General features: G+C 66.9%; 27 protein-coding genes, 1 tRNA gene and 1 riboswitch. Of the genes, 23 read left to right on the top strand and 5 right to left on the bottom strand.

Translation table 11 applies throughout. From position 1 onward, the window contains the following. Position 1: 1 nt before the first annotated feature. Genes sufC through GV832_RS00120 form a run of 5 tightly spaced genes read left to right on the top strand, consistent with a single transcriptional unit; the run spans position 2 to position 4358 of the window. Entirely contained in the window at positions 2-757 is a 756-nt protein-coding gene (sufC, locus tag GV832_RS00140) for a Fe-S cluster assembly ATPase SufC (protein WP_168772794.1), read from the top strand. Next, complete coding sequence (locus tag GV832_RS00135) at positions 757-2025, top strand: SufB/SufD family protein (protein ID WP_168772793.1); 1269 nt, start codon at positions 757-759, stop codon at positions 2023-2025. Before sufC ends, GV832_RS00135 begins: the two co-directional genes overlap by 1 nt. Next, the gene (locus GV832_RS00130; RefSeq protein WP_168772792.1) at positions 2025-2501 is read left to right on the top strand and encodes a hypothetical protein; all 477 of its coding nucleotides are present in this window, start codon (positions 2025-2027) and stop codon (positions 2499-2501) included. The genes GV832_RS00135 and GV832_RS00130 overlap by 1 nt, the downstream gene beginning before the upstream one ends. Further along, positions 2498-3139: a Yip1 family protein gene (locus tag GV832_RS00125; RefSeq protein WP_168772791.1), complete on the top strand. Its 642-nt coding sequence runs from the start codon at positions 2498-2500 to the stop codon at positions 3137-3139. The genes GV832_RS00130 and GV832_RS00125 overlap by 4 nt, the downstream gene beginning before the upstream one ends. Continuing rightward, complete coding sequence (locus GV832_RS00120; protein ID WP_168772790.1) at positions 3132-4358, top strand: cysteine desulfurase; 1227 nt, start codon at positions 3132-3134, stop codon at positions 4356-4358. The genes GV832_RS00125 and GV832_RS00120 overlap by 8 nt, the downstream gene beginning before the upstream one ends. A 45-nt stretch (positions 4359-4403) precedes the next feature. Here GV832_RS00120 and GV832_RS00115 read toward each other — a convergent pair whose 3' ends face one another. After that, on the bottom strand, positions 4404-5132 hold the full coding sequence (locus GV832_RS00115; RefSeq protein WP_168772789.1) for a hypothetical protein: 729 nt from the start codon (positions 5130-5132) through the stop codon (positions 4404-4406). A gap of 136 nt (positions 5133-5268) precedes the next feature. Between GV832_RS00115 and GV832_RS00110 the strand changes: the two genes are divergently transcribed. From GV832_RS00110 to GV832_RS00090, 5 genes are all read left to right on the top strand, one after another. Next, positions 5269-5345: transfer RNA gene (locus GV832_RS00110), tRNA-Arg, on the top strand. A gap of 54 nt (positions 5346-5399) precedes the next feature. Next, on the top strand, positions 5400-5729 hold the full coding sequence (locus GV832_RS00105; RefSeq protein ID WP_168772788.1) for a hypothetical protein: 330 nt from the start codon (positions 5400-5402) through the stop codon (positions 5727-5729). Positions 5730-5841: 112 nt separating this feature from the next. Continuing rightward, a complete protein-coding gene (locus GV832_RS00100) occupies positions 5842-6624 on the top strand; it encodes a propanediol utilization protein (protein WP_168772787.1) in 783 nt (260 codons plus the stop codon). A 1-nt stretch (position 6625) separates the two neighbouring features. Beyond that, on the top strand, positions 6626-7567 hold the full coding sequence (gene cbiB / locus GV832_RS00095; RefSeq protein ID WP_168772786.1) for an adenosylcobinamide-phosphate synthase CbiB: 942 nt from the start codon (positions 6626-6628) through the stop codon (positions 7565-7567). After that, positions 7564-8505: a threonine-phosphate decarboxylase gene (locus GV832_RS00090; RefSeq protein WP_168772785.1), complete on the top strand. Its 942-nt coding sequence runs from the start codon at positions 7564-7566 to the stop codon at positions 8503-8505. Before cbiB ends, GV832_RS00090 begins: the two co-directional genes overlap by 4 nt. A 120-nt stretch (positions 8506-8625) precedes the next feature. On the opposite strand, the gene GV832_RS00085 is transcribed toward GV832_RS00090, so the two are convergent. The 3 genes from GV832_RS00085 to cobO are packed head-to-tail and all read right to left on the bottom strand — an operon-like array spanning position 8626 to position 11290. Next, entirely contained in the window at positions 8626-10068 is a 1443-nt protein-coding gene (locus GV832_RS00085) for a cobyric acid synthase (protein ID WP_168772784.1), read from the bottom strand. Then, positions 10065-10664, bottom strand: a complete 600-nt coding sequence (locus GV832_RS00080) for an HAD family hydrolase (protein WP_168772783.1) — start codon at positions 10662-10664, stop codon at positions 10065-10067. The genes GV832_RS00085 and GV832_RS00080 overlap by 4 nt, the downstream gene beginning before the upstream one ends. Next, positions 10661-11290 (bottom strand): cob(I)yrinic acid a,c-diamide adenosyltransferase, encoded by a 630-nt coding sequence (gene cobO, locus GV832_RS00075; protein ID WP_168772782.1) that lies wholly within the window; start codon positions 11288-11290, stop codon positions 10661-10663. Before cobO ends, GV832_RS00080 begins: the two co-directional genes overlap by 4 nt. A gap of 37 nt (positions 11291-11327) precedes the next feature. Further along, a riboswitch (cobalamin riboswitch) is annotated at positions 11328-11520 on the top strand. Between the two features lie 68 nt (positions 11521-11588). Here cobO and GV832_RS00070 point away from each other — a divergent pair. Genes GV832_RS00070 through cobJ form a run of 7 tightly spaced genes read left to right on the top strand, consistent with a single transcriptional unit; the run spans position 11589 to position 19344 of the window. Continuing rightward, positions 11589-11945 (top strand): DUF1636 family protein, encoded by a 357-nt coding sequence (locus GV832_RS00070; RefSeq protein WP_168772781.1) that lies wholly within the window; start codon positions 11589-11591, stop codon positions 11943-11945. A gap of 1 nt (position 11946) precedes the next feature. Beyond that, positions 11947-12966: a cobalamin biosynthesis protein CobW gene (gene cobW / locus GV832_RS00065; RefSeq protein ID WP_168772780.1), complete on the top strand. Its 1020-nt coding sequence runs from the start codon at positions 11947-11949 to the stop codon at positions 12964-12966. Further along, positions 12967-16149, top strand: a complete 3183-nt coding sequence (cobN, locus tag GV832_RS00060; protein WP_168772779.1) for a cobaltochelatase subunit CobN — start codon at positions 12967-12969, stop codon at positions 16147-16149. It begins immediately after the preceding gene. Next, a complete protein-coding gene (gene cobG / locus GV832_RS00055; protein ID WP_168772778.1) occupies positions 16136-17260 on the top strand; it encodes a precorrin-3B synthase in 1125 nt (374 codons plus the stop codon). The genes cobN and cobG overlap by 14 nt, the downstream gene beginning before the upstream one ends. After that, positions 17260-17889, top strand: coding sequence for a precorrin-8X methylmutase (locus GV832_RS00050; protein WP_168772777.1), 630 nt, complete (start codon positions 17260-17262; stop codon positions 17887-17889). Before cobG ends, GV832_RS00050 begins: the two co-directional genes overlap by 1 nt. Position 17890: 1 nt before the next feature. After that, complete coding sequence (locus tag GV832_RS00045; protein ID WP_168772776.1) at positions 17891-18619, top strand: precorrin-2 C(20)-methyltransferase; 729 nt, start codon at positions 17891-17893, stop codon at positions 18617-18619. After that, positions 18616-19344, top strand: a complete 729-nt coding sequence (gene cobJ, locus GV832_RS00040; RefSeq protein ID WP_168772775.1) for a precorrin-3B C(17)-methyltransferase — start codon at positions 18616-18618, stop codon at positions 19342-19344. Before GV832_RS00045 ends, cobJ begins: the two co-directional genes overlap by 4 nt. Here the strand turns inward: cobJ and GV832_RS00035 are convergent. Then, positions 19323-20057 carry a cobalt-precorrin-6A reductase gene (locus tag GV832_RS00035; protein ID WP_168772774.1) on the bottom strand — a complete coding sequence of 245 codons (735 nt, stop codon included), beginning with the start codon at positions 20055-20057 and terminating at the stop codon, positions 19323-19325. The two genes, cobJ and GV832_RS00035, sit on opposite strands and share 22 nt — an antisense overlap. A 1-nt stretch (position 20058) precedes the next feature. On the opposite strand from GV832_RS00035, the gene cbiE reads away from it, so the two are divergent. Genes cbiE through cobF form a run of 6 tightly spaced genes read left to right on the top strand, consistent with a single transcriptional unit; the run spans position 20059 to position 25094 of the window. Further along, complete coding sequence (gene cbiE, locus GV832_RS00030) at positions 20059-21237, top strand: precorrin-6y C5,15-methyltransferase (decarboxylating) subunit CbiE (protein ID WP_168772773.1); 1179 nt, start codon at positions 20059-20061, stop codon at positions 21235-21237. Beyond that, positions 21234-21584 (top strand): cobalamin biosynthesis protein, encoded by a 351-nt coding sequence (locus GV832_RS00025; protein WP_168772772.1) that lies wholly within the window; start codon positions 21234-21236, stop codon positions 21582-21584. Before cbiE ends, GV832_RS00025 begins: the two co-directional genes overlap by 4 nt. Then, positions 21581-22357 carry a precorrin-4 C(11)-methyltransferase gene (cobM, locus tag GV832_RS00020; RefSeq protein ID WP_168772771.1) on the top strand — a complete coding sequence of 259 codons (777 nt, stop codon included), beginning with the start codon at positions 21581-21583 and terminating at the stop codon, positions 22355-22357. The genes GV832_RS00025 and cobM overlap by 4 nt, the downstream gene beginning before the upstream one ends. Then, positions 22354-23634, top strand: coding sequence for a cobyrinic acid a,c-diamide synthase CobB (locus GV832_RS00015; RefSeq protein ID WP_168772770.1), 1281 nt, complete (start codon positions 22354-22356; stop codon positions 23632-23634). Before cobM ends, GV832_RS00015 begins: the two co-directional genes overlap by 4 nt. Next, positions 23635-24342, top strand: a complete 708-nt coding sequence (gene cobA / locus GV832_RS00010; RefSeq protein ID WP_168772769.1) for a uroporphyrinogen-III C-methyltransferase — start codon at positions 23635-23637, stop codon at positions 24340-24342. Then, entirely contained in the window at positions 24339-25094 is a 756-nt protein-coding gene (gene cobF, locus GV832_RS00005) for a precorrin-6A synthase (deacetylating) (protein ID WP_168772768.1), read from the top strand. Before cobA ends, cobF begins: the two co-directional genes overlap by 4 nt. The last annotated feature ends 162 nt before the right edge of the window (positions 25095-25256 follow it).

The following is a 25256-nucleotide window of genomic DNA, read 5'->3' as shown; positions in this document are numbered from 1 at the left end:
CATGCTTGAAATCAAGAACCTGCACGTCAAACTTGAAGCGGAAGACAAGCAGATCCTCAAGGGGGTCGACCTGAAGATCGGCGCCGGAGAGGTCCATGCGATCATGGGGCCGAACGGGTCGGGCAAATCGACCTTGTCCTATGTGCTGTCGGGCCGCGAGGGCTATGAGGTCACCGAGGGCGAAGCAACGCTGGATGGCGTGGACCTGTTGGAGATGGAGCCCGAAGAGCGCGCGGCGGCGGGGCTCTTCCTCGCCTTCCAATACCCGGTGGAAATCCCGGGCGTGGGCAACATGGTCTTCCTGCGCACCGCGCTGAATGCGCAGCGCAAGGCGCGCGGCGAGGAAGAGATCAGCGCGGGCGATTTCCTGAAGCTGGTGCGCGAAAAGGCCAAGACCCTCAAGATCGACGCCGAGATGTTGAAGCGCCCGGTGAACGTCGGCTTCTCGGGCGGCGAGAAAAAGCGCAACGAAATCCTGCAGATGGCCATCCTGGAGCCCAAGATGTGCATCCTGGATGAGACGGATTCGGGGCTTGATGTCGATGCGATGAAGCTCGTGTCCGAGGGCGTCAATGCCCTGCGGTCCGAGGGCCGCAGCTTCCTCGTGATCACCCATTACCAGCGGCTTCTGGACCATATCAAGCCGGATGTCGTGCATATCATGGCGGCGGGGCGGATCATCAAGACCGGCGGGCCGGAGCTGGCGCTTGAAGTCGAAAACAACGGTTACGCCGATCTCCTGGAGGGCGTGGTCTGATGGGACTGATCGCTCCAAAGGCCGAGGCGCTGGCCGCACGGCTCGGCGCGCTGACCGCCCAGGCCTCCTTGCCCGAGGCGCGGGCGCGCGCACTGGACCGCGTCGGCGCATCGGGTCTGCCGCATCGCCGCGACGAATACTGGCGCTATACCGATCCCGCCTCGCTGGTGGCGCCCCAGGCCCCCAAGGCCGCGGTCTTCGACCCGCGCGACGAGGCCCCGCTTTTCGATGCAATCGACCGGCTGAAGATCACCTTCGTCGATGGCGTCTTCGCGCCGGACCTGTCCGATGACCTGACCCTTGCCGGCGTCGAGATCTCGCGCCTGGCCGCGCCTGCACCCTGGGCAGAGGGCGCCTATGGCGTGCTGGAGGCCCTGGGGCAAAGCCCGGTCGCCCGTCCCCTGGCGGCCTTGAACACCGCCTTTGCCACGGATGGCGTGCTGATCCGGGTGACGGGCAGGGCGGCCAAGCCTGTCAGCCTGATTTACATCCATAAATCAGAGACTTCGGACGCGATGCTCCACCACTGCGTGAGCCTTGATCCCGGAGCCGAGTTGACGCTTCTGGAAAACGGCCCGGCGGCGGCGCGGTTCAACAAGGTGCTGGAGGTCGAGGTCGCCGACGGCGCCCGCTTCCACCACATCCGCGCCCAGGGCCGCGACCATGAGCGGCGCGCGGTGACCCATATCTTCGCCCGGCTCGGCGCCAAGTCGCTCTTCAAGAGCTTTACCCTTTCGGCGAACGGCATCCTGACGCGCAACGAGGCGGTGATCACCTTTGCGGGCGACGAGGCCCGCGCCCATGTCGCAGGCGCGGCCATGGGCGATGGCGCCTTCCATCACGACGACACGGTCTTCATCACCCATGGCGCCGTGGCCTGCGAAAGCCGCCAGGTTTTCAAGAAAGTGCTGAAACACGGCGCGGTCGGTGTCTTCCAGGGCAAGATCCTGGTCAAGCCCGGCGCGCAGAAGACCGATGGCTACCAGATCAGCCAGAGCCTTCTCCTGGACGAGGACAGTCAGTTCCTCGCCAAGCCCGAGCTCGAGATCTATGCCGATGACGTGAAGTGCAGCCATGGCTCCACCTCCGGCGCCATCGACGAAACGGCGCTCTATTACCTCCGGTCGCGCGGCGTGCCCAAGCGGCGGGCGCAAAGCCTTCTGGTCCTGGCCTTCCTTGCCGATTCCATTGCCGAGATCGAAGACGAGGCCATCGCCGAAGACATCCGCGCCAGGCTGGAATCCTGGTTGGAGAGGCACGAAGACTGATGCCCCTGACGCGCGATATCGTCGAAAGCTGGAAAGCCCCGCGTCGGGTGATCCGGCGGCACCAGGCGCGGGCGCGGTCGGAAAGCTTCCTCTTCGCGCTGCTCTTCGTCTTTTTGCTCCTGGCCATGGTCTCGGTCGCGCCCTTCCTCGCGCGCCAGGCCGTGATCGAGGCCAAGCCTCTGCCGCCCTATATCCTGGCCGCCTGTTTCGGCGCCCTGGTCTCGGTGCCGGTCTTTTACCTCTTGGCGGCGGTTGGTCACCTGACCGCCAAGCTGATGGGGGGGACGGGAGGCTTTTACGACGGGCGGCTGGCGCTGTTCTGGGCGCTGGTCACGACGACTCCGGCGCTGCTTCTTTATGGCCTGGTGCGGGCCATGGCGGCCGACAGCCCGGCGACGCCCTTTCTGGGCCTGGGCGTCTTCCTGATTTTCCTGGGGTTTTACAGCGTCATGCTGCGCGAAGTGGAAAGCCGATGAACCTGAACGCGGTGTTGCGTCTCTTGCATCAAAGCTATGACCATCCGCAGGACACTGCGCGGTGGTTGATGCGGCTCGGGCTGCCGCGCTCCCAGGCCTTCATGGCCCTCGGGCTGACGGCGGTGATCGGCAGCCTGATGTCCTCGCTGGCGCAGATGATCAGCGACCGGATGCCAAGGGGCACCGTGCCGCCGACCGAGGACCAGGCGGCGGCCATGGCGGCCTTCGAGGCGGCCTTCAAACCCATGCTCGACCTGATGGCCTCACCCCTGGGGCTTGCGGGGTTTCAACTGGCGGGGACGGTCTTTACCTGTTTCCTGATGCACCGGGTTGGCCGCCTCTTCGGCGGCAAGGGCACCTGGCCCGAGACCTTGATCCTGATGGCCTGGCTTCAGGTTATCATGACGCTCTTGCAGCTGGTGCAACTGTTTCTGGCCCTGACCCTGCCCATCGTGGCCCTGCCGGTGGCGCTTTTCACCATCTTCTCGTATTTCTTCCTGCTCAGCCACTTCACCGCCGCGCTCCATGGCTTTGCCTCGGTCGGCAAGGTCTTCGGGGGGATCATCGCCACGGGCATCGCGGTGACCTTGCTGCTTGCGGTCCTCTTCTTCCTGACCCTTCCGGTGCAACATGTCTGAAGCCTATGACGTCGCAGCCATCCGCGCCGATTTCCCGATCCTGTCGCGGCGGGTGAACGGGCGGCCCCTGGTCTACCTCGACAACGGCGCCTCGGCGCAAAAGCCCGAAGTGGTGATCGAGGCGATGAACCGCACCTATCGCCAGGGCTATGCCAATGTCCACCGGGGTCTGCATACCTTGTCGACCGAGGCGACCGAGGCCTATGAGGGCGTGCGGGGCAAGCTCGCGCGCTTTCTGGGCGCCGACGAGGAGGAGATCGTCTTTACCACCGGCTCGACCGAGGGGATCAACCTGGTCTCCTATGCCTGGGCCGCGCCGCGCCTGCAGCCGGGGGATGAGATCGTCCTTTCGGTGATGGAGCATCACGCCAATATCGTGCCCTGGCATTTCCTGCGGGAAAGGCAGGGGGTGGTGCTGAAATGGGTGGAGTGTGATCAGAACGGCGACCTTGACCCTCAGGCGATGATCGCGGCCATCGGGCCCCGCACGCGGCTGGTGGCGGTGACGCATATGTCGAATGTCACGGGCACCGTGGTGGACGTGGCCGCCATCGTGAGGGGCGCCCATGCACAGGGCGTGCCGGTCTTGGTCGATGGCTCTCAGGCCGCCGTCCATATGCCCGTCGATGTGAAGGCCCTGGGCGCCGATTTCTACGCGGTCACGGGCCACAAGCTTTACGGGCCCTCGGGTTCGGGCTGCATCTATATCCGCCGCGAGCGGATGGAGGAGATGCGTCCCTTCCTCGGCGGTGGCGACATGATCCGCGAGGTGACCCGCGATGCGGTGACCTGGAACGACCCTCCGATGAAGTTCGAGGCGGGGACGCCGGGGATTGTCCAACAGATCGGGCTTGGGGTGGCGATCGACTACATGATGGGCATCGGCATGGAGCGTATCGCGGCCCATGAGCTGGCCCTGCGCGACTATGCGCGCGAGCGGCTCCGGGGGCTCAACTGGTTGAATGTGCAGGGCGATTCGGCGACCAAAGGGGCGATTTTCTCCTTCACCATGCAGGGCGCGGCCCATGCGCATGACATCTCGACCATCCTCGACAAGAAGGGCATCGCGGTTCGGGCGGGGACGCATTGCGCCATGCCCTTGATGAGCCATCTGGGGGTGGGGGCGACCTGCCGCGCCTCTTTCGCGATGTATAACACGCTGGATGAGGTCGATGCCCTGGTGGAGGCCCTGGAGTTCGCGCGGGAATTGTTCGGCTAGGCGCTTGCGGGGCGGTCGCAAGGGAGTATTTGGGCCAAGCTGAAATCAGCAGGCGATATAGGCGCAGGCCGGGAACCAGTCACCATGCGTTGCCCGCAGCCAGCTGACCGCCACGATGGGCGGGAGCGAGAGCGCAAAGGCGGTGAGCCAGATCAGCACCAGCCGCAGGGCAAGGGGTCGCTGCACGGTGCCTTGCGCCTCGGGCGGGCAGATCAGGGTCAGGGGCCAGAGGATCACCGCATAGACCGCCATATTGGGCAGGATCAGCAGGGCTCCTGCCACGGGATTGGCCAGCAGCGCGAAAAGGCTGCCCTCGGAGAAGAGGCCCCAGCCGCCCGCCGCCAGGAACAGGTCCCAGCGCCCGAAGGCCAGTTTGCGGTGCCAGAAGGCGAGGGAGAGGATGATGCCGGTAAAGGCGAAGAGGTTGAAGGCGATGAACTGGCCCGCCGCCTGAAGCATCCGAAGCGGCCCGGCGCCCTCGGTCATTGCGTGGAGGAGGCCCGCGAGCGTCTCTTCGAAGATCACCGCCAGGTAGCCGGCTGCGACCATGGCCAGGCCCAGGGGAAGGGCGCTTAAGGCGCGGCTGAGCCTTGCGGCAAAGGTCGCGCGCCTTGTCCAGGCCAGCGCGCCGAGGGCCAACAGGATCGGGTAATAGGCCGGCACCAGCGACCCAGAGGCCAGGCCCACAAGCCCCGCGAAGGCAAGCGTCGTGAGCCCCACGGGCAGGAGCATCGGGCGGGGAACGGGGGCCAGGGGGGCGGGACCGGGATACATGGGGGGAGTTTGCCCCTTGGCCCCGCGCTTGCCAAGTCTCTGGCCGGGCCATCGGAATTTTCCCGCGCGCCTCCGCGTGAAAATCGCCCGCTTTGGCGTTGCACCCCGGCGCGGCTGTCGCTATAGAAGCGCTCAGGCACCCATAGCTCAGCTGGATAGAGTGTTGCCCTCCGAAGGCAAAGGTCGCACGTTCGAATCGTGCTGGGTGCGCCATCTCCCCCAAGTCGTGTCGGTTCGGCCCGTGAGGCTTCAGAAGTGACGGATCCGATGAAGCGGCTGGCGGATTTCATTCGCAGCGGCCGACACCAGACTGAACCGATCCCCGATGACATCCGCAAGGATGGATTGACCTGGCTTGCCGAGCAGCTGGCGGCATCGCGGGCGCGATACAGCAACCCCATGGAACCACCCTGGCTCTTCTTGCCGGACATTCCTGCGGGGAGCATAGGGTGGCGGATGGGGCCGGGCGAGGAATACTGGATGGACTTTCTCGTTTGGTTTCGCGGGCTTTCGGGGTCTGAACGTGGCGCCTATATGCACCGTGTTCCCGAGCCGCAGGACTGGGTAGGCTTCTACGATTCGCTTCTTGTGTCGTGAGCGCCGGTTCGGCGCGGTCCGGTTGGATTTGCCCTTGGCTTGCGACGTCAACGGAAGGGGGCTTGTCCGATTGCCTCTTGTCTTGCCCCCCTCGCTTTGGCAGGCAACGCGCATGACAAAGGTCGCGGGCCATTTCGGAGAGATCTTGCAGGGCAGGCTGGGGGAGGATGGTCCCCTGGCCCTGGTGACCTGCCCTTGTCCGGGGTTTTGGGCCGAGGCGCGGGTCAGGCCCTCGCGCAACCTTACACTCTATGGCAGCCCGGCGGTCAGCTTTCTGCGGCTGAAAGCGCTGCTGATCGGCCTTGGCCTGCCGCTGGCCGGGCGCTTTACCCTGCGTGTCACCATGCCGCCGGGAGGTGGGGCCGGGGCCTCGACCGCGGGGCTCGTGGCCTTGGCGAGAGCGGTTGGTGTTCCGCCCTCGCCCGAGCTGATCGAACTGGTGCGCGAGATCGAGGGCGCCTCTGACCCGCTGGTCTTTCCCCATCCCGAACGGCTGATCTGGGCTTCGCGTGAGGGGCGGGTCCTGGACCTCTTGCCGCCCCTGCCGCGCTTCCAGGTCCTGGGCGGCTTTTGGGGAGAGGCCCAGCGGACCGAGCCGCGCGACTTGGCCTTTCCCGATGTCACCGACCTGGCCGCAAGGATCCGGGGCGCCGACCTGCAAGCCCTGGCCCAGGTCGCCAGCGCCTCGGCCCAGCGGTGCTTGGGCCTGCGCGGCCCCAAGGGCGATCCGACCGAGGCCCTGGCCGCGCGTCATGGCGCGCTGGGATTCCTCATCGCCCATACCGGAAGCGCCCGGGGATTGATCTTTGCGCCGGGAATGGCGCCCAGGGCGGCGGAGGCAGACTTGCGCGCGGCGGGGTTTTGCAAGATCACCCGGTTCAGCGCGGGAGGGTAAGATGTTCGCAGGAACCATGGTTCTGGCTTTGGCGGTGGATGCGGTCCTGGGCTGGCCTGACCGGATCTATGACCGGATCGGCCATCCGGTGACCTGGCTCGGCGGGCTGATCGACCGGCTCGAGCGGCGGTTCAACCTTGGGACCGACGGTTTCGCGCTGCGGCGGCTGAAGGGGCTGGGGGTCTGCCTCCTCGTCACCGGCGTCGCGGCCTTCGCGGCTCAGCTCCTGGTCTGGGCCTTGCCGGGCGGGCTTTGGGGCGCGGTGCTGACCGGGATCCTCGCCTGGCCCCTGGTGGCGGCGCGGTCGCTTTATGACCATGTGGCACGGGTGGCGCGGCCCCTGGCGCGGGGCGATCTGCAAGGCGCGCGCGATGCCGTGGCGATGATCGTGGGGCGCGATCCGAACCTTTTGGACGAGGCGGGGGTGGCGCGGGCGGCCCTGGAGTCCCTGGCCGAGAACACCTCGGACGGGGTCGTGGCGCCCTTGTTCTGGGGCGTTCTGCTGGGGCTTCCGGGGATTGCGGCTTACAAGGCGATCAACACGATGGATTCGATGATCGGCCATATGAGCCCGCGTTACCGGGCCTTTGGCTGGGCGGCGGCGCGGCTCGATGACCTGGTGAACCTGGTGCCCGCGCGGCTGACGGCCCTGTTCTTCGTCGCGGCCTCGGGGTCGGGGTGGCGGACGGCGCTCAAGGTCATGCTGGTCGATGCGGGCCACCACCGCAGCCCCAATGCCGGCTGGCCCGAGGCGGCGCTGGCGGGGGGGCTTGGCGTCAGGCTCTCGGGGCCGCGCGTCTATGACGGGGCTTTGTCGTCGGAGCCTTTCGTCAACGCGGGCGCCCCGGACCCCACGCCCTATGACCTCGGGCGCGGGTTGGTGGCCTATCTGCGGGCCATGGGCGTCATGGCGCTCGTCATGGTCCTGGGGGCGCTCTTGTGAGGGATCATGGCGGCAATATCGAGGCGGCGAAGGCGCGTTTCGGCGGTGCGACCTGGATCGACCTGTCGACGGGCATCAACCGCGAGGCCTATCCGGTCGCGGTCTCGGCAGAGAGTTTCGCAGCCTTACCGCGTAAGTCTGCGCATGAAGCCCTGATCCAGGCAGCGCGCCAGGCCTATGGGACCCAGGCGCCGCTGGTGGTTCTGGCCGGCGCCCAGGGGGCGATCCAGATGGTGCCGGGGGTCATGGCTCCGGGTCTCGCCCGGGTGGTCTCGCCCACCTACAACGAACATGCGGCCTGCCTTGGGGCGCAAGGGTGGCGGGTGGAGCCGGTTGCGACGCTGGAGGCGCTGGCGGGGGCCGATATCGGCGTGGTGGTCAATCCGAACAACCCCGATGGGCGGATGTGGTCGCGGGATCAGGTCCTGGCCCTGCGCGGCAAGGTCGGGCTTTTGGTGGTGGACGAGAGCTTTGCCGATCCGGTTCCGCAGGTCTCGGTGGCCGATCAGGCCGGCCCCGGGCTGATGGTGCTGCGGAGCTTCGGCAAGTTCTATGGCCTGGCAGGCATGCGGCTGGGCTTTGCGCTGGGGGAGGAGACCCTGGTGGCGCGGATGGCGGAGCTTGCCGGCCCCTGGCCGGTCTCCGGCCCAGCCTTGGAGGTCGGCGCCCGGGCTCTCCTGGACCGTGCCTGGGCAGAGGCCACGACGGCACGCCTTGGCGCGGAGGCCCTGCGGCTGGATGCATTGGCGGCCGCCTGGGGTTGGAGCCTCGTCGGCGGCACGCATCTTTTCCGCACCTATGAGACCGGCGACGCAAGGGCCGCGCAAGAGTTCCTCGCCCGCCACGGCATCTGGAGCCGCATCTTCCCTTGGTCCAAGGGCTGGCTCCGTCTCGGCCTTCCCGGCCTCACGGAATGGAGCCACCTGGAAACCCTGTAAGCGGGGTTTCCAAAGGGGAGCGTGCTCCCCTTTGGGCAGGGGGTCCGGGGGGCGGCAGCCCCCCGGCTTCCGCCGCAGTGGCATATTGGCCTGCCAAGGCCATTCATGCCGCGCGGCCCCTCACCGCGCCAAGTCGATCAGCCCCGCGACATCCAGATGCGCCTCGACATGGTCGGCCAGGGCATCGAGCGTGGCCTGGACCTCCGCCCCATGGTTGCGGTCCGAGGCCGGGAGCCCCAGCGCCCGCAGAAAGGCGGCGCGGAAGGCATCCGAGGCGAAGAGCCCGTGCAGGTAAGACCCCGTCACCCGCCCATCCTCCGAGATGGCGCCTTCAGACTGGCCCTCCACCTCGGCAAAGGGGCGGGTGCGGTCGGGGCCCTCGGTGCGGCCGATGTGGATTTCGTAGCCTTCCAGTGTAAGGCCGCTGGCAAGATGCCGGGCCTTGGTCCGGGTCAGCCGCTTGTCCGGTGTCATCTCGGTGGTCACCTGCAAGAACCCGAGGCCCCGGGTCGAGCCCGGGGCGCCTTCGATCCCTTGCGGATCGTCGATCTCCAACCCCAGCATCTGGTAGCCGCCGCAGATGCCCAGGATGCGGCCTCCGCGCCGGTAATGGGCGATGAGGTCTGTGTCCCAGCCCTGTTGGCGCAGAAAGGCCAGGTCGGCGCGGGTGGATTTCGACCCCGGCAGGATCACAAGCGTCGCATCCCCCGGGATGGGCTGGCCCGCGCCCAGCATCACGACCTCGATGCCGGGTTCGGATTTCAGCGGGTCGAGGTCGTCGAAATTGGCGATGCGGCTGAACTGCAGGCAGACCACCTTGGCGCCCTTGTGGGGGGAGGCGGAGATATCCAGCGCATCCTCGGCCGGGAGCCGCCAGGCGTCGCGGAACCAGGGGAGCGTGCCGAAGCCCTGCCAACCCGTGCGCTCGGCAATCATGCGGTAGCCGTCGTCAAAGAGGCTGGGATCACCGCGAAACTTGTTGATGATGAAGCCCTTGATCCGGGCGGCATCCTCGGGGTCCAGCACGACCTGGCTCCCCACCAGCTGCGCGATCACCCCGCCCCGGTCGATATCGCCCACCAGGACCACGGGCACGCCCGCCGCCTCGGCAAAGCCCATGTTGGCAATGTCTCCGGCGCGCAGGTTGACCTCGGCCGGAGAGCCCGCGCCCTCGACGATCACCAGGTCATGGGCGGCTTTCAGGCGATGGAAAGACTCCAGCACCGGTTCCATCAGCGAGGGTTTCAGCGCCGCGTATTCCCGCGCTTTCACCGTCGCCACCCGCCGCCCCTGGACGACGACCTGGGAGCCCACCTCCGACTCGGGCTTCAACAGCACCGGGTTCATGTCGGTATGCGGCTCCAGCCCGCAGGCGAGGGCCTGAAGCGCCTGCGCCCGGCCGATCTCGCCGCCATCCACCGTCACGGCGGCGTTGTTCGACATGTTCTGCGGCTTGAAGGGCGCGACCGAGAGGCCCCGCCGCACCATGGCGCGACAAAGCCCCGCCACCAGCATGGATTTGCCGACATTGCTGCCCGCGCCCTGGATCATCAGGCTTTTCATGCGCTAATCCCCAGAACTTCGGGAAGCCGGTCCCGCGTGTCTTCGGTGAAATGGAAGACCCGCCAGCCGCGCTCCTCCGCTGCCTTGATGTTCTTTTCCGCGTCGTCGATCAGCAGGATATCGGCAGGCTCCAGCCCCGCCCAGGCCTCGATCTGCGCATAGAACCCCGCAAAGGGCTTGCGCACCCCCATCGCCCCCGAGGCAAAGATGCGCTGGAAGCGATGGGCGCCGAGGCAGTCCCAGATATAGCCCGCCCGGTGTTTTTCGTTGTTGGTGGCGATCACGCCGGGCAGGGGACAGACCGAGGCCCAGGCGGTCACCTGGTCATCCAGCACGATGTCCTTGGCCAGCCAATAGTCCAGCACCTCCCGCGCGGGCATGGCCACGGAATGCGCCTCCCGCCAGGCTTCGAGCAGGTCCAGAAGGTCGCGCTCTCCGGCCAGGACCGCCTCGAAGCGCCCCGTGCCCCAGACATAATCGGCGAAACGCTCGGGGTCGGCCCCGGTATCGGCGCGGAAGCTCTCTTGCCAGGCGAAGAAATCGCCCCGGTAACCCCGGTTCAGGACCCCGTCGAAATCCCAGGCGACCAGCTTCAAAACTCGACCCCGGCTTGGGCCTTGATGCCGGAGCGGAAAGGGTGCTTGACCAGCGTCATCTCGGTGGCGAGGTCGGCCGCCGCAATCAGCGCCTCGGAGGCGCCACGGCCGGTCAGGCAGACATGGGTCAGGGGCGGCTTCTCGGCCAGCGTCGCCAACACCTCGGCCTCGTCCAGATAGCCATAGCGCAGCGCAATGATGATTTCGTCCAGGAGGACGAAACGAATCTCGGGGTCCTCGATCAGTTCCTTCGCCTTGGCCCATCCGGCCTGGGCCGCGGTAATGTCGCGGGCCTTGTCCTGGGTCTCCCAGGTGAAGCCCTCGCCCATGGCGTGGAACTGGCAGAGGTCGCCGAAGTTCTGCGTCAGAAGGCGCCGCTCACCGGTGTCCCAGGCGCCCTTGATGAACTGGACGACCGCACAGGGCATCTGATGCGCGATGCAGCGCAGGATCATGCCGAAGCCCGAAGAGCTTTTGCCCTTTCCGCTTCCGCTATGGACGATGACCAGGCCCTTTTCGCCCGACTTGCCCGCCATGATCTTGTCGCGGGCGGCCTTCTTCTTGGCCATCTTGGCGGCGTGGCGGGCCTCTTCCGAAAGGGGCGTGTCGGTTTCGGGGTCTGACATGGCGGCTCTTATCCTTGACGTATCCATGACATCCTGCCACAGCAGGGGCGAAGCTGGTGTCTGGCATACGACAGACCAAAAGGGAATGCGACAGGTCGAAAGCCTGGAAGCAGCCGCCCCCGCGACCGTGACCGGAGAGGTCGCCCATGGCCACTGAGGTTTACCTTGGGAAGGCGGGCGACCGGGAACCCTCCGCAAGCCGGGAGACCTGCCAGCTTTGGGAACTTGGGCGGACGGGGTGTTCCGCGGCGGTTGGGCTCTTGGCCCCTCTGTCGCTGCATATCCCCTGAAAGGTAAGATGGGCGCGCGACTGCATATCTGCATGACCTGCAAGGCGGGCTTGGCGGTTCCCGAGGGCGAGAAGCCTATGGGGGCGCAGCTCTGGGAGGCCGTCGCCGCGCTGGAGTCCCCCGAGGGCGTCGAGGTCATCCCCGTGGACTGCCTCAGCGCCTGCAACACCGGGGCGGCCGTCGCCTTGTCGATGAAGGGCGCCTGGGGCTATGTCTATGGCCGGATGGTGCCCGAGAATGCCGCCGATATCCTTGCGGGCGCGGCGGCCTATGCCCGCACCCCTGACGGTCTCGTGCCATGGCGCGAGCGTCCCGTGATCTTCCGCAAGCAGTCGCTTGCCCGTATTCCCCCGATGGAGGCCTGACATGGACCTGTCCAAAATCCCCGTAACCGTGATCACCGGCTTCCTTGGCGCGGGCAAGACCACGTTGATCCGGCATTTGATGGCCAACCCTCAAGGGAAACGCCTCGCCGTGCTGGTCAATGAATTCGGCACGGTGGGGGTCGATGGCGAGATCCTGAAGTCCTGCGCTGATGAGAACTGCCCGGAAGAGAACATCGTCGAGCTGGCCAATGGCTGCATCTGCTGCACCGTGGCCGAAGATTTCATCCCGACGATCGAGGCCCTGCTGCGGCTCCCGAAGCGGCCTGATCACATCCTGATCGAGACCTCGGGCCTCGCGCTGCCGAAGCCCTTGTTGAAGGCCTTCGACTGGCCGGGCATCCGGTCGCTGATCACGGTGGATGGGGTGATCACGCTGGCCGATGCGGAAGCCGTGGCCAATGGGGTTTTCGCCGGAGAACTGACCGAGGCGCAGATTGCCGCCGGGGAACATGACACGCCGCTCGGCGAGGTTTTCGAGGATCAGCTGGCCTGCGCCGATATCGTTCTGCTGACCAAGGCCGACCTGGCTGGCGAGGCCGGGCTTGAGGCCGCGCGCAAGGTCATCGCCTTTGAGGCCGAGGAGAAGGGCCGGGTGCTCCCGGTTCTGCCGGTGACCGATGGGGTGGTCGATCCCCGCGTGATCCTGGGGCTGGGCAAGGCGGCCGAGGATGACCTGGCCGCGCGGCCGTCTCATCACGACGGAGAGGATGGCCATGAGCATGACGATTTTGATTCTGTCTCGGTTGACCTGCCGGAGATGGACTCGGTCGACCAGCTTTTGACCGCCATCGGCCATCTGACCGAGGGCGGGGCTTTGCGGGTCAAGGGCTATGTCGCGATCAAGGGCAAGCCGATGCGGCTTTTGGTCCAGGCCGTGGGGGCGCGGGTGCGTCACCAATACGACCGGCCCTGGGGCGCGCATCGCGCGGGGCATCTCGTGGTGATCGGCGAGAAGGGCAATATCGACGCCTCGGCCATCCACGCGGTCCTGGGGGCCTGAATGCACGTCACCTTCCGCGAGAGCCATGGGTTGGAGGAAACGGCGGCGCCGTTCGATCCCGACCAGGCGCCTGCGGATATGGTGGTTCTGTCTTTCAGCGACAGCGACCTCGGCGCCTTTGCGGCGGGGTGGAAGCGGGCGGCGGGGGATTTGCCGAGCCTGCGGCTTTGCAATCTCGTGGCGCTGAAACATCCCGTCTCGGTCGATACCTATGTCGAGAAGACAGCGCAGGGGGCCAAGGCGATCCTGGTGCGGCTCATTGGGGGTGAGGCCTATTGGGCTTATGGGCTGGCGTCGTTGCAGGACCTGGCACGGCGGCGAGGGATAGCGCTCGCGGTGCTGCCCGCAGATGGGCGGCCCGATGCGCGGCTGGATGAGCTTTCGACCCTGCCGGTTTCGACCCTGCGGCGGCTGTCGGCGCTTTGCGATGCGGGGGGCGCGGTGGCGGCCCAGGCGGCACTCGCGCAACTGGCGCTGGCGGCGGGGCTTTATGCGCCTCCGGTTCTGGGCGAGAAAAAGGTCCCCGATTGCGGGTTTTACCAACCCGGGGTCGGGGTCGTGGCCGATGGAGAGCCGAAGGGCGTGGCGGTGGTCTTCTACCGCAGCTATCTGACCGCCGCTGATACCGATGCGGTCGATGCCTTGATCCGCGAATGCCAGTCGCGGGCCCTGCCGACTTATGGGATATTCGCCCCCTCGTTGAAGGGCGGCTCTGCCGACTGGGTGGCCAGCGCCTTGGGAAGGCTTCGCCCCCTCGCCGTGGTGAATGCGACGGCCTTCTCGGCGCGGGGAGAGCACGGGTCTCCGCTGGACACCGGGGCGCCGGTCTTCCAGGTGGCCCTGTCCACGGCGCGGCGGCGGGATTGGGCGGGCTCGGCGCGCGGACTTTCTCCCGCCGATCTGGCCATGCATGTCGTGATGCCCGAGGTCGATGGCCGCATCGGGCTCGGCGTGGTGTCCTTCAAATCGCCGGGCAAGCGCGATCCCGACCTGCAGTTTTCCCGGTTCGCCCATCGCGCCGATCCTGACCGGGTGCGGGCGGCCATCGACCGGGTCTGCGCCTGGCTGCACCTGGGGGCGACGCCCAAGGGTCAGCGCGACCTGGCGCTGGTGCTGTCGACCTATCCCGGACGGGCGCATCAGATGGCGCATGCCGTGGGGCTGGACGCGCTGGCCTCTTGCCAAGCGGTCGCCGCGCGCCTGGGTCACGAGGGCTATGACGTCGCGCCAGCGGCGCTTCGGCTGGAAGACCTGACATGGCCGGTCTCCGATTATCTGCATGCCTTGAAGATCTTGCCCGCCGAACTTCGCGCGGATTTGGCGGTCTGGGGCAGGGCGGAGGATGACCCCTCGGTCAAGGACGGCGCCTTTCACTTCCCGGCGCAGCGCATGGGCCGATTGCTGGTTTGCCTGCAACCCGAAAGGGCCTTGGCCGACCGTGAGGGCAGCTATCACGATCTGAGCCGCGTGCCGCGCCATGCCTATGTCGCCTTTTACCTGTGGCTGAAGTCGCAGGGCATCCACGCGCTGATCCACATGGGCGCCCATGGCACGCTGGAATGGCTGCCGGGGAAATCGGTGGCGCTTTCGGATAGCTGCTGGCCCGAGGCCCTGACCCCTTGCCCGGTGATCTATCCCTTCATCGTCAATGACCCCGGCGAGGCGGCCCAGGCGAAACGCCGCCTGGGGGCCGTGACCCTGGGCCACCTGCCGCCGCCCCTCGCCGATGCCGGGACGCCTGAGACTCTCCTGCGTCTGGAACGGCTTCTGGACGAATACTCCACCGCCGATGGCATCGACCCCGCCCGGCGCGACCGTCTGATCCGCTCGATCCGCGAAGAGGCGCGGGGCCAGGGGCTGGAGGAGGACCTTGGCCTGCCCGAGGAGGCCTCTCCGGCCGAAGCCATCACCCGCATCGACCGTTTCGTCTGCGACATCAAGGAAAGCCGCTTTGGCGAGGGGCTGCATGTCTTTGGCGCGACGGGGGAAATGGAAGGGCTGCTGACGGCCCTCGACGGCCGTTTCGTGCCACCGGGGCCGGCCGGTTCGCCCGCGCGGCGGTCGGACGTGCTGCCCACGGGGCGGAACCTGTTCTCGGTCGATCCCCGCGCCGTGCCCTCACGCGCCGCCCATGCCCAGGGGGTGAAGCTTGCCGAAGAGCTGATCCGGCGGCATTTGCAGGACCAGGGCGACTATCCGCACGGGCTGGTGGTCGATCTCTGGGGCTCGGCCACGATGCGCACCGCTGGCGAGGACTTCGCCATGGCGCTGCACCTGGCGGGGTTGAAGCCCATTTGGGACGAGGGCGCGGGCCGCGTCTCGGGGGTCGAAATCCTGCCCCTGGCGCTTTTGGGACGGCCCCGGATCGATGTGACGCTGCGGGTCTCCGGCCTGTTTCGCGATATTTTCCCGGGACTTGCCGGGCTTTTTGAAACCGGCTGCGCGGCGCTTGCCCTGCGGGAGGAAGCGCCCGAAGACAATCCCTATCTCGCCCGCGCCCCCCGGGTCTATGCGCCCGAGCCCGGACGTTACGGGCTTGGCATGGGGGCGGATGACTTCTCTCCCGAGGCCCGCAAGGCCGCCGGAGAGGCCTGGATCGCGGCCTCCTCCTGGGCCATCGGCGCGGATGGCGAGGCGCATGAGGCCCGGGCGGCGCTGATCGGTCGGCTGAAGGGCGCGGACAGTTTCGTCCATTCGCAGGACCTCGCGGAGAGCGACGTGCTTCTGGCGCAGGATTATGCCAGCCACGAAGCCGGGTTCGCCGCGGCGATGGAGAGCATCGGGCAAGTGAAGCCCGCGCTCTATCATCTTGACGCAACAGGGGAAACCGCGCGGGCCCGGACACTGGGCGAAGAGATCGCCCGTGTCGTGCGCGCCCGGGCCCAGAACCCCGCCTGGGCCAATGCCATGATGCGCCACGGCTTTCGCGGTGCGGCCGAGATCGCGGCGACGCTGGATCACATGGCAGCCTTTGCCCACCTGGCCCAGGTCGTGCCGGCGCATCTCTTCGACCTCTACCACGAGGCGACGCTCGGCCGCGACGATCTGCGCGATTTCCTTTCGCGCGAAAATCCGGCAGCGCTTGCCGCAATGGAGGACTGCTTCCGCCGCCTGGCCGAAGCGGGGCTCTATGTGACGCGCCGCAACTCGATCGCAATGGAGCTTCATCGTGCAAGCACCTGAATTCAAAGTGCAAGGCTGGTGCCCCGGCGCCCTGCGGCCGATGGAATCCGGTGACGGGCTGGTGGTCCGCATCCGCCCGCGCCGCGCCAGCTTCTCCGCCGATCAACTGCGCGCCATCGCCGAGGCCGCGCGGACCCATGGCAATGGCGTGATCGAACTGACCGCGCGGGCCAATCTGCAACTGCGCGGGGTCACGGCCTCTTCTCATGGACCGCTCTTGCAGGTGTTGGAGCGGCTTGGTCTTCTGGACCAGGACCCTGCCGTCGAGGGGCGGCGCAATGTCGTCCTCTCGCCCTGGCGCAGCACAGCGGATGCGGACCTGGCCGAGGAGCTTTACAGGGCCATTGCAGAAGGCCCTGATTTACCGGGCAAATTCGGTTTTGCCCTGGATATGGGGGAGCGGCGGGTCCTGGCCGATACCCCTGCCGATATTCGACTGGAGCGCGGCGCGAAGGGCTTGATCCTGCGGGCCGATGGGGTCTCGGGCGGGATGGACGTGACGCGTGAGACCGCGGTGACCGAAGCCATGCGCCTGGCGCGCTGGTTCGTCGAGACCGGTGGCGTGACCGAGGGGCGCGGTCGCATGGCCGCCCATGTGAAGCGCCTGGCCTTGCCCTTTGACACCGGCGCAATCCCGGCTCCGAAAGCGGCTGATCCGCTGCCGGGCCAAAGGGAGGACGGCGCTCTTATTGCCTTTGAATTCGGCATCTTGCGGGCCGAAGCTCTTGTAGCTCTCGCCCAGGCCGCGCCTGAGATTCGCATGACTCCCTGGCGCATGGTCTTCCTTCCCGGTGCCAAGATGCCCGACATTGCCGAGGCCATCATCGGCCCCGATCCCCGGCTGAAGGTCTATGCCTGCACCGGCGCGCCCGGCTGTCCGCAGGCCTTGCAAGAGACCCGAAACCTCGCGCGAAGGCTGGCGCCCCTGACCCCTGGGGTGCTGCATGTCTCTGGGTGCGGCAAGGGCTGCGCGCATCCCGGCGCTGCAGACTTTGTGCTTTCTGCCACGCGCCAGGGCTTTGTCCTTGCACGCGGCGCCCGCGCCGGGGCAGAGGGCCTGCATCTGAAGCCCGCCGAAATCACTGAAGAAACCTTCTCCAAGGCCATGTAATGCCTCATCAATACGAAAAAGACGGCGCCACGATCTATGTGCAGAGCTTTGCGACGATCCGCCGCGAAGCCGATCTCGCGCGCTTTACGCCCGAGGAAGAGGTCGTCGTGGTCCGCATGATCCATGCCGCCGGGATGGTCGAGCTTGCGCCGCATGTGGTCTTTTCGCCCGGCATGGCGATTGCGGCCCGCGCGGCGCTGGAGGCCGGGGCGCCGATCCTTTGCGACGCGAAAATGGTCTCGGAGGGCATCACGCGGGCGCGGCTCCCGGCCAAGAACGCGGTGATCTGCACCTTGCAGGACCCTTCCGTCCCGGCGCTGGCGGCTGAAATCGGCAACACGCGCTCGGCTGCGGCCCTGGAGCTCTGGCGACCGCATCTGGCGGGCGCGGTGGTGGCCATTGGCAATGCGCCTACCGCTTTGTTCCATCTTCTCAACATGTTGGAGGATGAAACCTGCCCGCGCCCCGCCGCGATCATTGGCTGTCCGGTGGGTTTCATCGGCGCTGCCGAAAGCAAGGAGGCGCTGATTGCGGCGCCGCCGGTGCCCTCGGTCATCGTGCGCGGCAGGCTCGGCGGTTCGGCGATCACGGTGGCGGCGGTCAATGCGCTGGCCTCGCGGAAGGAATGACATGGGAAAGCTGATCTGCGCCGGCCTCGGACCCGGAGACCCCGACCTCATGTCGCTGCGCGCCCACCGCGCGGTGACCGGAGCGGCCGACGTGGCCTATTTCCGCAAGGCCGGTCGCGCGGGCCAGGCGCGGCGGATCGTCGAGGGGCTGTTGCGCGGCAATGTGGTCGAACATGCGATGGAATATCCGGTGACGACCGAACTGCGCTTCGACACGGTCGAATACAACGACGCCTTGGCCCATTTCTACGACGATTGGGCGGGGCGGCTCGAGCGCTTGCTGCAAGACAGGGATGTGGTCGTCCTCTGCGAGGGAGACCCCTTCTTCTATGGCTCTTTCATGCATCTTTACAGTCGCTTGGCGGGCAAAGTTCAGATCGATGTCATTCCCGGGATCACGGGCATGACCGGTTGCTGGACGGCCTCGGGCCAGCCGATCACCTGGGGCGACGACGTGCTATCGGTGCTGATGGGCACCCTGCCGGAGGAGGTGATGCGGGCCCGGATGGCGGAGGCGGATGCCCTCGTCGTCATGAAGACCGGTCGCAACCTGCCCAAGATCCGCGCAGCCTTGGACGCCGTCGGCAAGCTTGACGCCGCCTTCCTGGTCGAGGCCGGGACCATGCCGAACCAGCGCATCCGCCGCCTCGCCGAGGTCGAGGGGGAATGTCCCTATTTCGCCATCGTCCTCGTCCACGGTCAAGGACGCCGCCCGGAGATCCTGGAATGACGGGCCGCGTCGATATCATCGGCATCGGTCCGGGGGATGAGGCGCTCATCACGCCCGATGTCCGCGCGGTTCTGGACCAGGCCACGGATGCCGTGGGCTATATTCCCTATGTCGAGCGGGTGGCGGGCCCGGGGCTGCGGCTGCATCCTTCCGACAATCGGGTGGAGCTGGACCGTGCGCGCCATGCTTTGCAAATGGCGCTGCAAGGTCAAAGAGTTGCCGTGGTTTCTTCAGGTGATCCGGGCGTCTTTGCCATGGCTTCGGCCGTCTTCGAAGCGCTGGAGACCTGGCCCGAGGCGCAAGGGGTCGAGATCGCGGTCCATCCCGGCATAACGGCGATGCTCGCGGCCTCGGCCACGCTCGGCGCGCCCCTGGGCCATGACTTTTGCTGCATCAACCTCAGCGACAACCTGAAGCCCTGGTCCCTGATCGAGCGACGCTTGCGGCTGGCGGCCGAGGCGGATTTCGCCATGGCCTTCTACAATCCCCGCTCTGCCTCTCGCCCCGAAGGTTTCGCGAAAGTTTTGGAGGTTCTTCTTGCAAGTGGTTGCAGTGAAAGGTTGATTTCCTTCGCGCGCAATGTCTCGCGTCCCGATCAGAGCCTGCGGACCTTGCCCCTGAAAGAGGCGACGCCCGAGATGGCCGATATGCGGACCTTGGTGATCCTGGGGAATTCGGCCACGCGGCGGGTCGGGCGCTGGGTCTATTCGCCGAGGTCGGCATGAAGCCAGCTCATGACCTCTGCCACGGTCTCGACCCTGTGGCGCGGCGGCACAGGGGGGCGGTCGACCAGGATCACCCGCAGCCCAAGCGCCCGCGCCGCATCGAGCTTTGCCCTCGCGCCAATCCCTCCCGCGTTCTTCGAGACCACGACTTGAACCTTCCGCTCTTGCATCAGCCGCAGGTCGTCCTCATAGGCAAATGGACCGCGCGAGAGGATGACCTCGGCGGCAAAAGGCAGGTCACGGGGTGGGTCGACCAGGCGCAAAATGTAGTGATGCTCAGGTCTTGCAGTGAAAACTTCAAGCTGCAGGCGACCGATTGCAAGGAAGACCCGGGCGGGCGCCGAGGGCAGGGCCTGGACCGCATCCTCCATCCTGGGCACCAGGAGCCAGTCGTCGCCGGGCCCCGGCCTCCAGGGCTTGCGCTCCAGCGCGATCAGCGGCGTGCCCGTCTCGGAACAGGCCGCGACCGCATGGGTGGACATCTGCGCGGCAAAGGGATGGGTGGCGTCGATGACATGGGTGATGGCCTCGCTTCGCAGGTAATCGACCAGGCCCGCCACGCCTCCAAAGCCACCGACCCGCTGCGGCAAGGGTTGCATGACCGGGGAATCCGTTCTTCCGGCATAAGAGAAAACGCCTGCAATACCATGGTCTGCAATGGTTTTCGCCATCAGGCTCGCCTCGGTCGTGCCGCCCAGAAGAAGGATGCGCATCGTGTCTGACCCTTGGGTGACAATCATCGGTGTGGGGGAAGATGGACCGGAGGGGCTGTCCTCCGCAAGCCGGGAAGCGCTGGTCGGGGCCGAGATCGTCTTCGGCGCCCCGCGTCACCTGGAGCTTCTTGCTGTCGCTGGCGAGCCTTTTCCGGTGCCGTTTTCCACCGCGCCGATCCTGGCCGCGCGGGGCAGGAAGGTGGTGGTTCTGGCCTCTGGCGATCCGTTCTGGCATGGGGCGGGCGGGTCGCTCATGACCGATCTTCAGCCCGGGGAGTGGGTCAGCCATCCCGCGCCTTCGACCTTTCAACGGATGGCCAACCGTCTTGGCTGGCGGATGGAGGAGGTTCTGTGCCTTGGCCTTCATGCCGCGCCGCTTTCGCGGTTGCGGCCGGTGCTGGGGCGGGGGCGTCGGATCATCGTGACGCTGCGCGATGGGGCTGCCGTCACGGAGCTTGGCGCCTTTCTGACGGCGCAGGGCTTTGGCGCCTCGACGCTGCACCTGGGAGAGGCCCTGGGCGGGACGCGCGAACGTCACATGAAGATTGTGGCGCAAGAGGCCGGCAATTATCATTTTTCCGCGCCGGTCATCGCGGGGATCGAGGCCCTGGGGCAGGGGATTCCCCTGGCCTCCGGACTGCCGGACACGCTTTTCGACCATGATGGCCAGATCACAAAGCGCCCTTTCCGGGCTCTGACGCTCAGCGCCTTGGCGCCGCGGTTTGGGGATGTGCTTTGGGACCTCGGCTGTGGCTCGGGGTCGGTCTCGATTGAGTTCCTGTTGGCGGCCCCGGGCGCCACGGCCCATGCGGTCGAGGCGGATGAGGCCCGCGCGACCCGGGCGCAGGGCAATGCCGAGAGCTTCGGCCTTGCGCACCGCTGGCATCTGCATCGCGGCAAGGCCTTGGAAAAGCTGGACGATCTGCCGCCTCCCGATGCGGTCTTCGTCGGTGGCGGTGCCAGTCTTGCGCTTTTGGATGCGCTTTGGCCGCGCTTGCCAGAGGGGGCGCGGCTGGTGATGAACGGCGTGACGCTGGAAACCGAGGCGCTGCTTTATGCCGCGCATGGCTTGCGGGGAGGCCAGCTCCTGCGTATCGACATCGCCGAGGCCGGGCCTCTGGGCAGCCGTCACGGCTGGGAGGCGGCGCGGCCCGTCGTGCAATGGAGCGTGGTGAAATGAGGATCGCAGGCCTGGGGTTTCGCAAGGGGGTCAGCGCCGAGAGCCTGGCCGAGGCCCTGGCGCAAGTGGCGCCCTATGACGCCTTGGCGACGGTCGCAGGCAAGGCGATGGAGCCGGGATTGCAGCGTCTTGTCAGTGACTTGGGGCTGCCTTTTCACGCGGTCTCACAAGAGGCGCTTCAGGCCTCGGAACGCGCCGGTTCCGCCCTTGCGCGGCTCTTTTACAAGACCGGCTCGGTGGCGGAATCCGCAGCCCTGGCCGCAGCCGGCCCCGGCGCACGCCTCGTCGTCGCCAAGGTCAAAACAACCGACGGCATGGCCGTTGCAGCCGTCGCGGAGGTGTCATGATCCATTTCATCGGGGCGGGACCGGGGGCAGCCGACCTTATCACCCTGCGCGGCCGCGACCTGATTGCCGCCTCTCCGGTCTGCCTTTACGCGGGCTCCCTGGTGCCCGAGGCGCTGCTTTCCCATTGCCCGCCGGGGGCGAAGATCGTCAACACCGCGCCCCTGTCGTTGGAGGCGATCACGGCCGAAATGGCCGAGGCCCATGCGCAAGGTCTTGATGTGGCACGGCTTCACTCGGGCGACCTTTCGATCTGGTCGGCAATGGGAGAGCAGTTGCGGCGCCTGCGCGACCTGGGGATCCCCTATGACGTGACGCCGGGCGTGCCGAGTTTTGCGGCCTCGGCGGCGGCCTTGGGGGCCGAGTTGACGCTTCCGGGCCTCGCGCAAACCGTGGTTCTGACCCGGACGCCGGGGCGGGCTTCGGCCATGCCGGAGGGGGAGGATCTGAGGGTCTTTGCCGCGACGGGGGCGACGCTGGCCATTCACCTGTCGATCCACGCCCTGCCGCAGGTCGTGGCGGATCTGATGCCGATCCTGGGCGATTGCCCGGTGGCCGTGGTCTGGCGCGCGACCTGGCCCGATCAAAGGGTGATCCGGGGATCTTTGTCGACGATTCAAGCCCTTGTCGGGCCAGAGGTCGATCGGACCGCCCTGATCCTCGTGGGCCGCGCCCTGGGCCAGGAAGGCTTCGAGGAGAGCCGCCTCTACGCCGATGACTATGACCGCCGCTATCGTCCGCGCGGCACCGAACCGCGTTTTCCGGAGGCGTCATGAAGGGCTTCCTGATCTCGGCCCCTTCGTCGGGCTCGGGCAAGACCTTGGTGACCTTGGGAATTTCCCGCGCCCTGCGGCGCAGGGGGCTGGCGGTTCAGTGCTTCAAATCCGGCCCCGACTATATCGACCCGGCCTTTCACCGCGCGGCCACCGGGCGGGCGAGCTTCAACCTCGACACCTGGGCCATGGGGCGCCCGATGATCGAGGCGCTGCTGACCGAGGCGCAAGGCGCCGATGTGGTCGTGGCCGAGGGCTCGATGGGGCTGCATGACGGCGTGGCGCAGGCGGGGGCCTTTGGGCGCGGCGCCTCGGCCGACCTGGCTATGGCTTTGAATTGGCCCGTTGTTTTGGTGGTTGATGTCTCTGGCCAAGCGCAAACCTGCGGGGCGGTGGCCCTGGGGTGCCAGGCCTTTCGCCGGGGTCTGCGGCTGGCGGGGGTGATCCTGAACAAGGTCGCCTCACCGCGGCATGAGCGTCTGGCGCGCGCGGGGGTCGAGGCTGCGGGCCTTGCGGTGCTGGGCGCCCTGCCGCGTCGCAAGGGGGCCGAAGTGCCGGAGCGGCATCTGGGGCTTGTCCAGGCCGAAGAGCTGCCCGAGCTCGAGGCCGTGCTGGAGGCGGCGGCGGACCTGGTGGAGACCCATGTCGACCTGGACGCGATCCTTGCGGCCTCGGCGCCGGTCACGGGGCAGGGCGCCTTGCGCCTTGCGCCCCCGGGTCAGCGCATCGCCCTGGCTCGGGATGAGGCTTTTTCCTTTATCTATCCGCATCTTCTAAGCGGGTGGCGGGCTGCGGGGGCCGAGATTCTGACCTTTTCGCCCCTGGCCGATCAAGCGCCGCCGCAAGCCGATGTCTGCTGGCTGCCGGGTGGCTATCCCGAGTTGCACGGGCCCCGCCTCGCCTCGGCGACGCGCTTCATGGCGGGCCTGCGCGGCTTTGCGGGCCCAATCCATGGCGAATGCGGCGGCTATATGGTTTTGGGCGAGGCGCTGGTGGACGCCCAGGGGGTCAGCCATCCGATGGCGGGGCTCCTCGGCCTGGTGACCTCTTTCGAGAAGCGCAAGATGCACCTGGGCTACCGCCTGGCCGAGATCGAAAATCCGCCTCCGGGCCTGGCCGCGCGCTGTCGCGGACATGAGTTCCACTACTCGAATATCGTCGCGCAACCCGATGAACCGCTTGCGAAAGTCATGGATGCCGATGGGCAGCCCGTGGCCGAGACCGGCTCGCGGCGAGGTCGCGTGACGGGGACCTATTTCCACATGATCGCCGAGGCTTGAATGTTCGTCTCCTTCGTCTCCTCTGGCCCCGGCGATCCCGATCTTCTGACGGTCAAGGCCGCGCGGCTCATCTCTCAGGCCGATGCGATCCTCTTCGACGACCTGTCCTCGGGGCCGATCCTGGCGCTGGCTCGGGCGGATGCCGACCTGGTGGGGGTCGGAAAACGGGCAGGGCGCGTCAGTCCGAAACAGGACCAGGTGAGCCGCCTGCTGGTCGATTATGCCAAGTCCGGTCAAAGGGTTGTGCGGCTGAAGTCGGGCGACAGCGGCATGTTTGGCCGCCTGGAAGAGGAAATCGAGGCCTGCCGGGCGGCGGGCATTGCCTATGAGATCGTGCCGGGCGTCTCCTCGCCCTTTGCGGCGGCGGCGGCAGCGGGGATTCCGCTTTCGCGTCGGCTGACAGCGCGGCGGGTGCAGTTCGTGACGGGGGCCGATATCACCGGGGGGATGCCGCCGGACCTGAACCTGAAAGCCCTCGCCGATCCCCTGGCGACGACGGTGATTTTCATGGGAAAACGGACCTTTGCGGCGCTTTCTTCAGAGCTTGTGAAGGCCGGTTTGCCGCCCGATACGCCCGCGATGCTGGCCGAAAGCGTCTCGACCCCCGATCAGCGGATCACGCGGTCGACGGTCGCTGACCTTGGCGCGGCCTTGGCCCAGGCCCATGACGGCCCGGCCTTGATCCTTCTGGGACCCTTGATGGAATGATTGATACAAGAAAATTGGGGACTTACAGGCTGAACCTCATCGGCATCGGGACGGGTAATCCCGACCATGTCACGGCCCAGGCCGCCAAGGCCCTGAACGCCGCCGACCTGATCCTGATCCCGCGCAAGGGAGAGTCCAAGGCCGATCTCGCCGACCTGCGGCTCCAGATCCTGTCGCAGGTGCTGACGCGGCCTATCCCCTTGGCAGAGTTCGATTATCCGACCCGCGACGCGAGCGGTGACTATGAGACCGGCGTCAACGACTGGCATGACGAGATCGCGCGGCGCTGGCATGCCGCCATCGCACCGCATGAGCCGCGCGAGGTCGCGCTCCTCGTTTGGGGCGACCCGTCGCTCTACGACAGCACCTTGCGCATCGCGAGCCGCCTCGGCGCCGAGACCCGCGTGATCCCGGGCCTGACCTCGATCCAGGTCCTGACCGCCGCCCATGGCGTCACGCTGAACGAGATCGGCCGGCCCGTGATCATCACGACCGGCCGCCAATTGCGGGACGGCTGGCCCGAGGGTGCGGAGACCGCCGTCGTCATGCTGGACGGTCAATGCAGCTTCCAAACCCTTGACGCGGAACGTTTCCACATCTGGTGGGGCGCCTATGTCGGCATGAAGGAGGAGCTTCTGATCGCGGGCAAACTCTTCGACGTCGGCACGCAGATCGTGGAAACCCGCGCGAAGGCCCGGGCGGAGCATGGCTGGATCATGGATATCTACCTGCTGCGGCAGGTATCAAAGTGACATAATACTGATTATCGGATCCAGAGTGGCGCCTTGGTGCGCGCTATTCTGGAATGCGACTTTTCATGGTTCCTTGATGTTTGGGACCAGACAAGGAGCTGAGAATGAAGATCCGGTTTTCCCATCTTTCCGTCTCCGAGCGGCGCAAGATCGAGCGCTGGC

The sequence above is a fragment of the Stagnihabitans tardus genome, from assembly GCF_009925085.1.
GTDB lineage: Bacteria > Pseudomonadota > Alphaproteobacteria > Rhodobacterales > Rhodobacteraceae > Stagnihabitans > Stagnihabitans tardus.
This window is presented reverse-complemented; position numbering and strand designations above follow the sequence as displayed.

Bases quoted from the DNA above. Each gene is read 5' to 3' on its own strand.
- sufC (WP_168772794.1), top strand. From the start codon at position 2: ATGCTTGAAATCAAGAACCTGCACGTCAAACTTGAAGCGGAAGACAAG.
- GV832_RS00135 (WP_168772793.1), top strand. From the start codon at position 757: ATGGGACTGATCGCTCCAAAGGCCGAGGCGCTGGCCGCACGGCTCGGC.
- GV832_RS00130 (WP_168772792.1), top strand. From the start codon at position 2,025: ATGCCCCTGACGCGCGATATCGTCGAAAGCTGGAAAGCCCCGCGTCGG.
- GV832_RS00125 (WP_168772791.1), top strand. From the start codon at position 2,498: ATGAACCTGAACGCGGTGTTGCGTCTCTTGCATCAAAGCTATGACCAT.
- GV832_RS00120 (WP_168772790.1), top strand. From the start codon at position 3,132: ATGTCTGAAGCCTATGACGTCGCAGCCATCCGCGCCGATTTCCCGATC.
- GV832_RS00115 (WP_168772789.1), bottom strand. From the start codon at position 5,132: ATGTATCCCGGTCCCGCCCCCCTGGCCCCCGTTCCCCGCCCGATGCTC.
- GV832_RS00105 (WP_168772788.1), top strand. From the start codon at position 5,400: ATGAAGCGGCTGGCGGATTTCATTCGCAGCGGCCGACACCAGACTGAA.
- GV832_RS00100 (WP_168772787.1), top strand. From the start codon at position 5,842: ATGACAAAGGTCGCGGGCCATTTCGGAGAGATCTTGCAGGGCAGGCTG.
- cbiB (WP_168772786.1), top strand. From the start codon at position 6,626: ATGTTCGCAGGAACCATGGTTCTGGCTTTGGCGGTGGATGCGGTCCTG.
- GV832_RS00085 (WP_168772784.1), bottom strand. From the start codon at position 10,068: ATGAAAAGCCTGATGATCCAGGGCGCGGGCAGCAATGTCGGCAAATCC.
- cobO (WP_168772782.1), bottom strand. From the start codon at position 11,290: ATGTCAGACCCCGAAACCGACACGCCCCTTTCGGAAGAGGCCCGCCAC.
- GV832_RS00070 (WP_168772781.1), top strand. From the start codon at position 11,589: ATGGGCGCGCGACTGCATATCTGCATGACCTGCAAGGCGGGCTTGGCG.
- cobW (WP_168772780.1), top strand. From the start codon at position 11,947: ATGGACCTGTCCAAAATCCCCGTAACCGTGATCACCGGCTTCCTTGGC.
- cobN (WP_168772779.1), top strand. From the start codon at position 12,967: ATGCACGTCACCTTCCGCGAGAGCCATGGGTTGGAGGAAACGGCGGCG.
- GV832_RS00050 (WP_168772777.1), top strand. From the start codon at position 17,260: ATGCCTCATCAATACGAAAAAGACGGCGCCACGATCTATGTGCAGAGC.
- GV832_RS00045 (WP_168772776.1), top strand. From the start codon at position 17,891: ATGGGAAAGCTGATCTGCGCCGGCCTCGGACCCGGAGACCCCGACCTC.
- cobJ (WP_168772775.1), top strand. From the start codon at position 18,616: ATGACGGGCCGCGTCGATATCATCGGCATCGGTCCGGGGGATGAGGCG.
- GV832_RS00035 (WP_168772774.1), bottom strand. From the start codon at position 20,057: ATGCGCATCCTTCTTCTGGGCGGCACGACCGAGGCGAGCCTGATGGCG.
- GV832_RS00025 (WP_168772772.1), top strand. From the start codon at position 21,234: ATGAGGATCGCAGGCCTGGGGTTTCGCAAGGGGGTCAGCGCCGAGAGC.
- cobM (WP_168772771.1), top strand. From the start codon at position 21,581: ATGATCCATTTCATCGGGGCGGGACCGGGGGCAGCCGACCTTATCACC.
- GV832_RS00015 (WP_168772770.1), top strand. From the start codon at position 22,354: ATGAAGGGCTTCCTGATCTCGGCCCCTTCGTCGGGCTCGGGCAAGACC.
- cobA (WP_168772769.1), top strand. From the start codon at position 23,635: ATGTTCGTCTCCTTCGTCTCCTCTGGCCCCGGCGATCCCGATCTTCTG.
- cobF (WP_168772768.1), top strand. From the start codon at position 24,339: ATGATTGATACAAGAAAATTGGGGACTTACAGGCTGAACCTCATCGGC.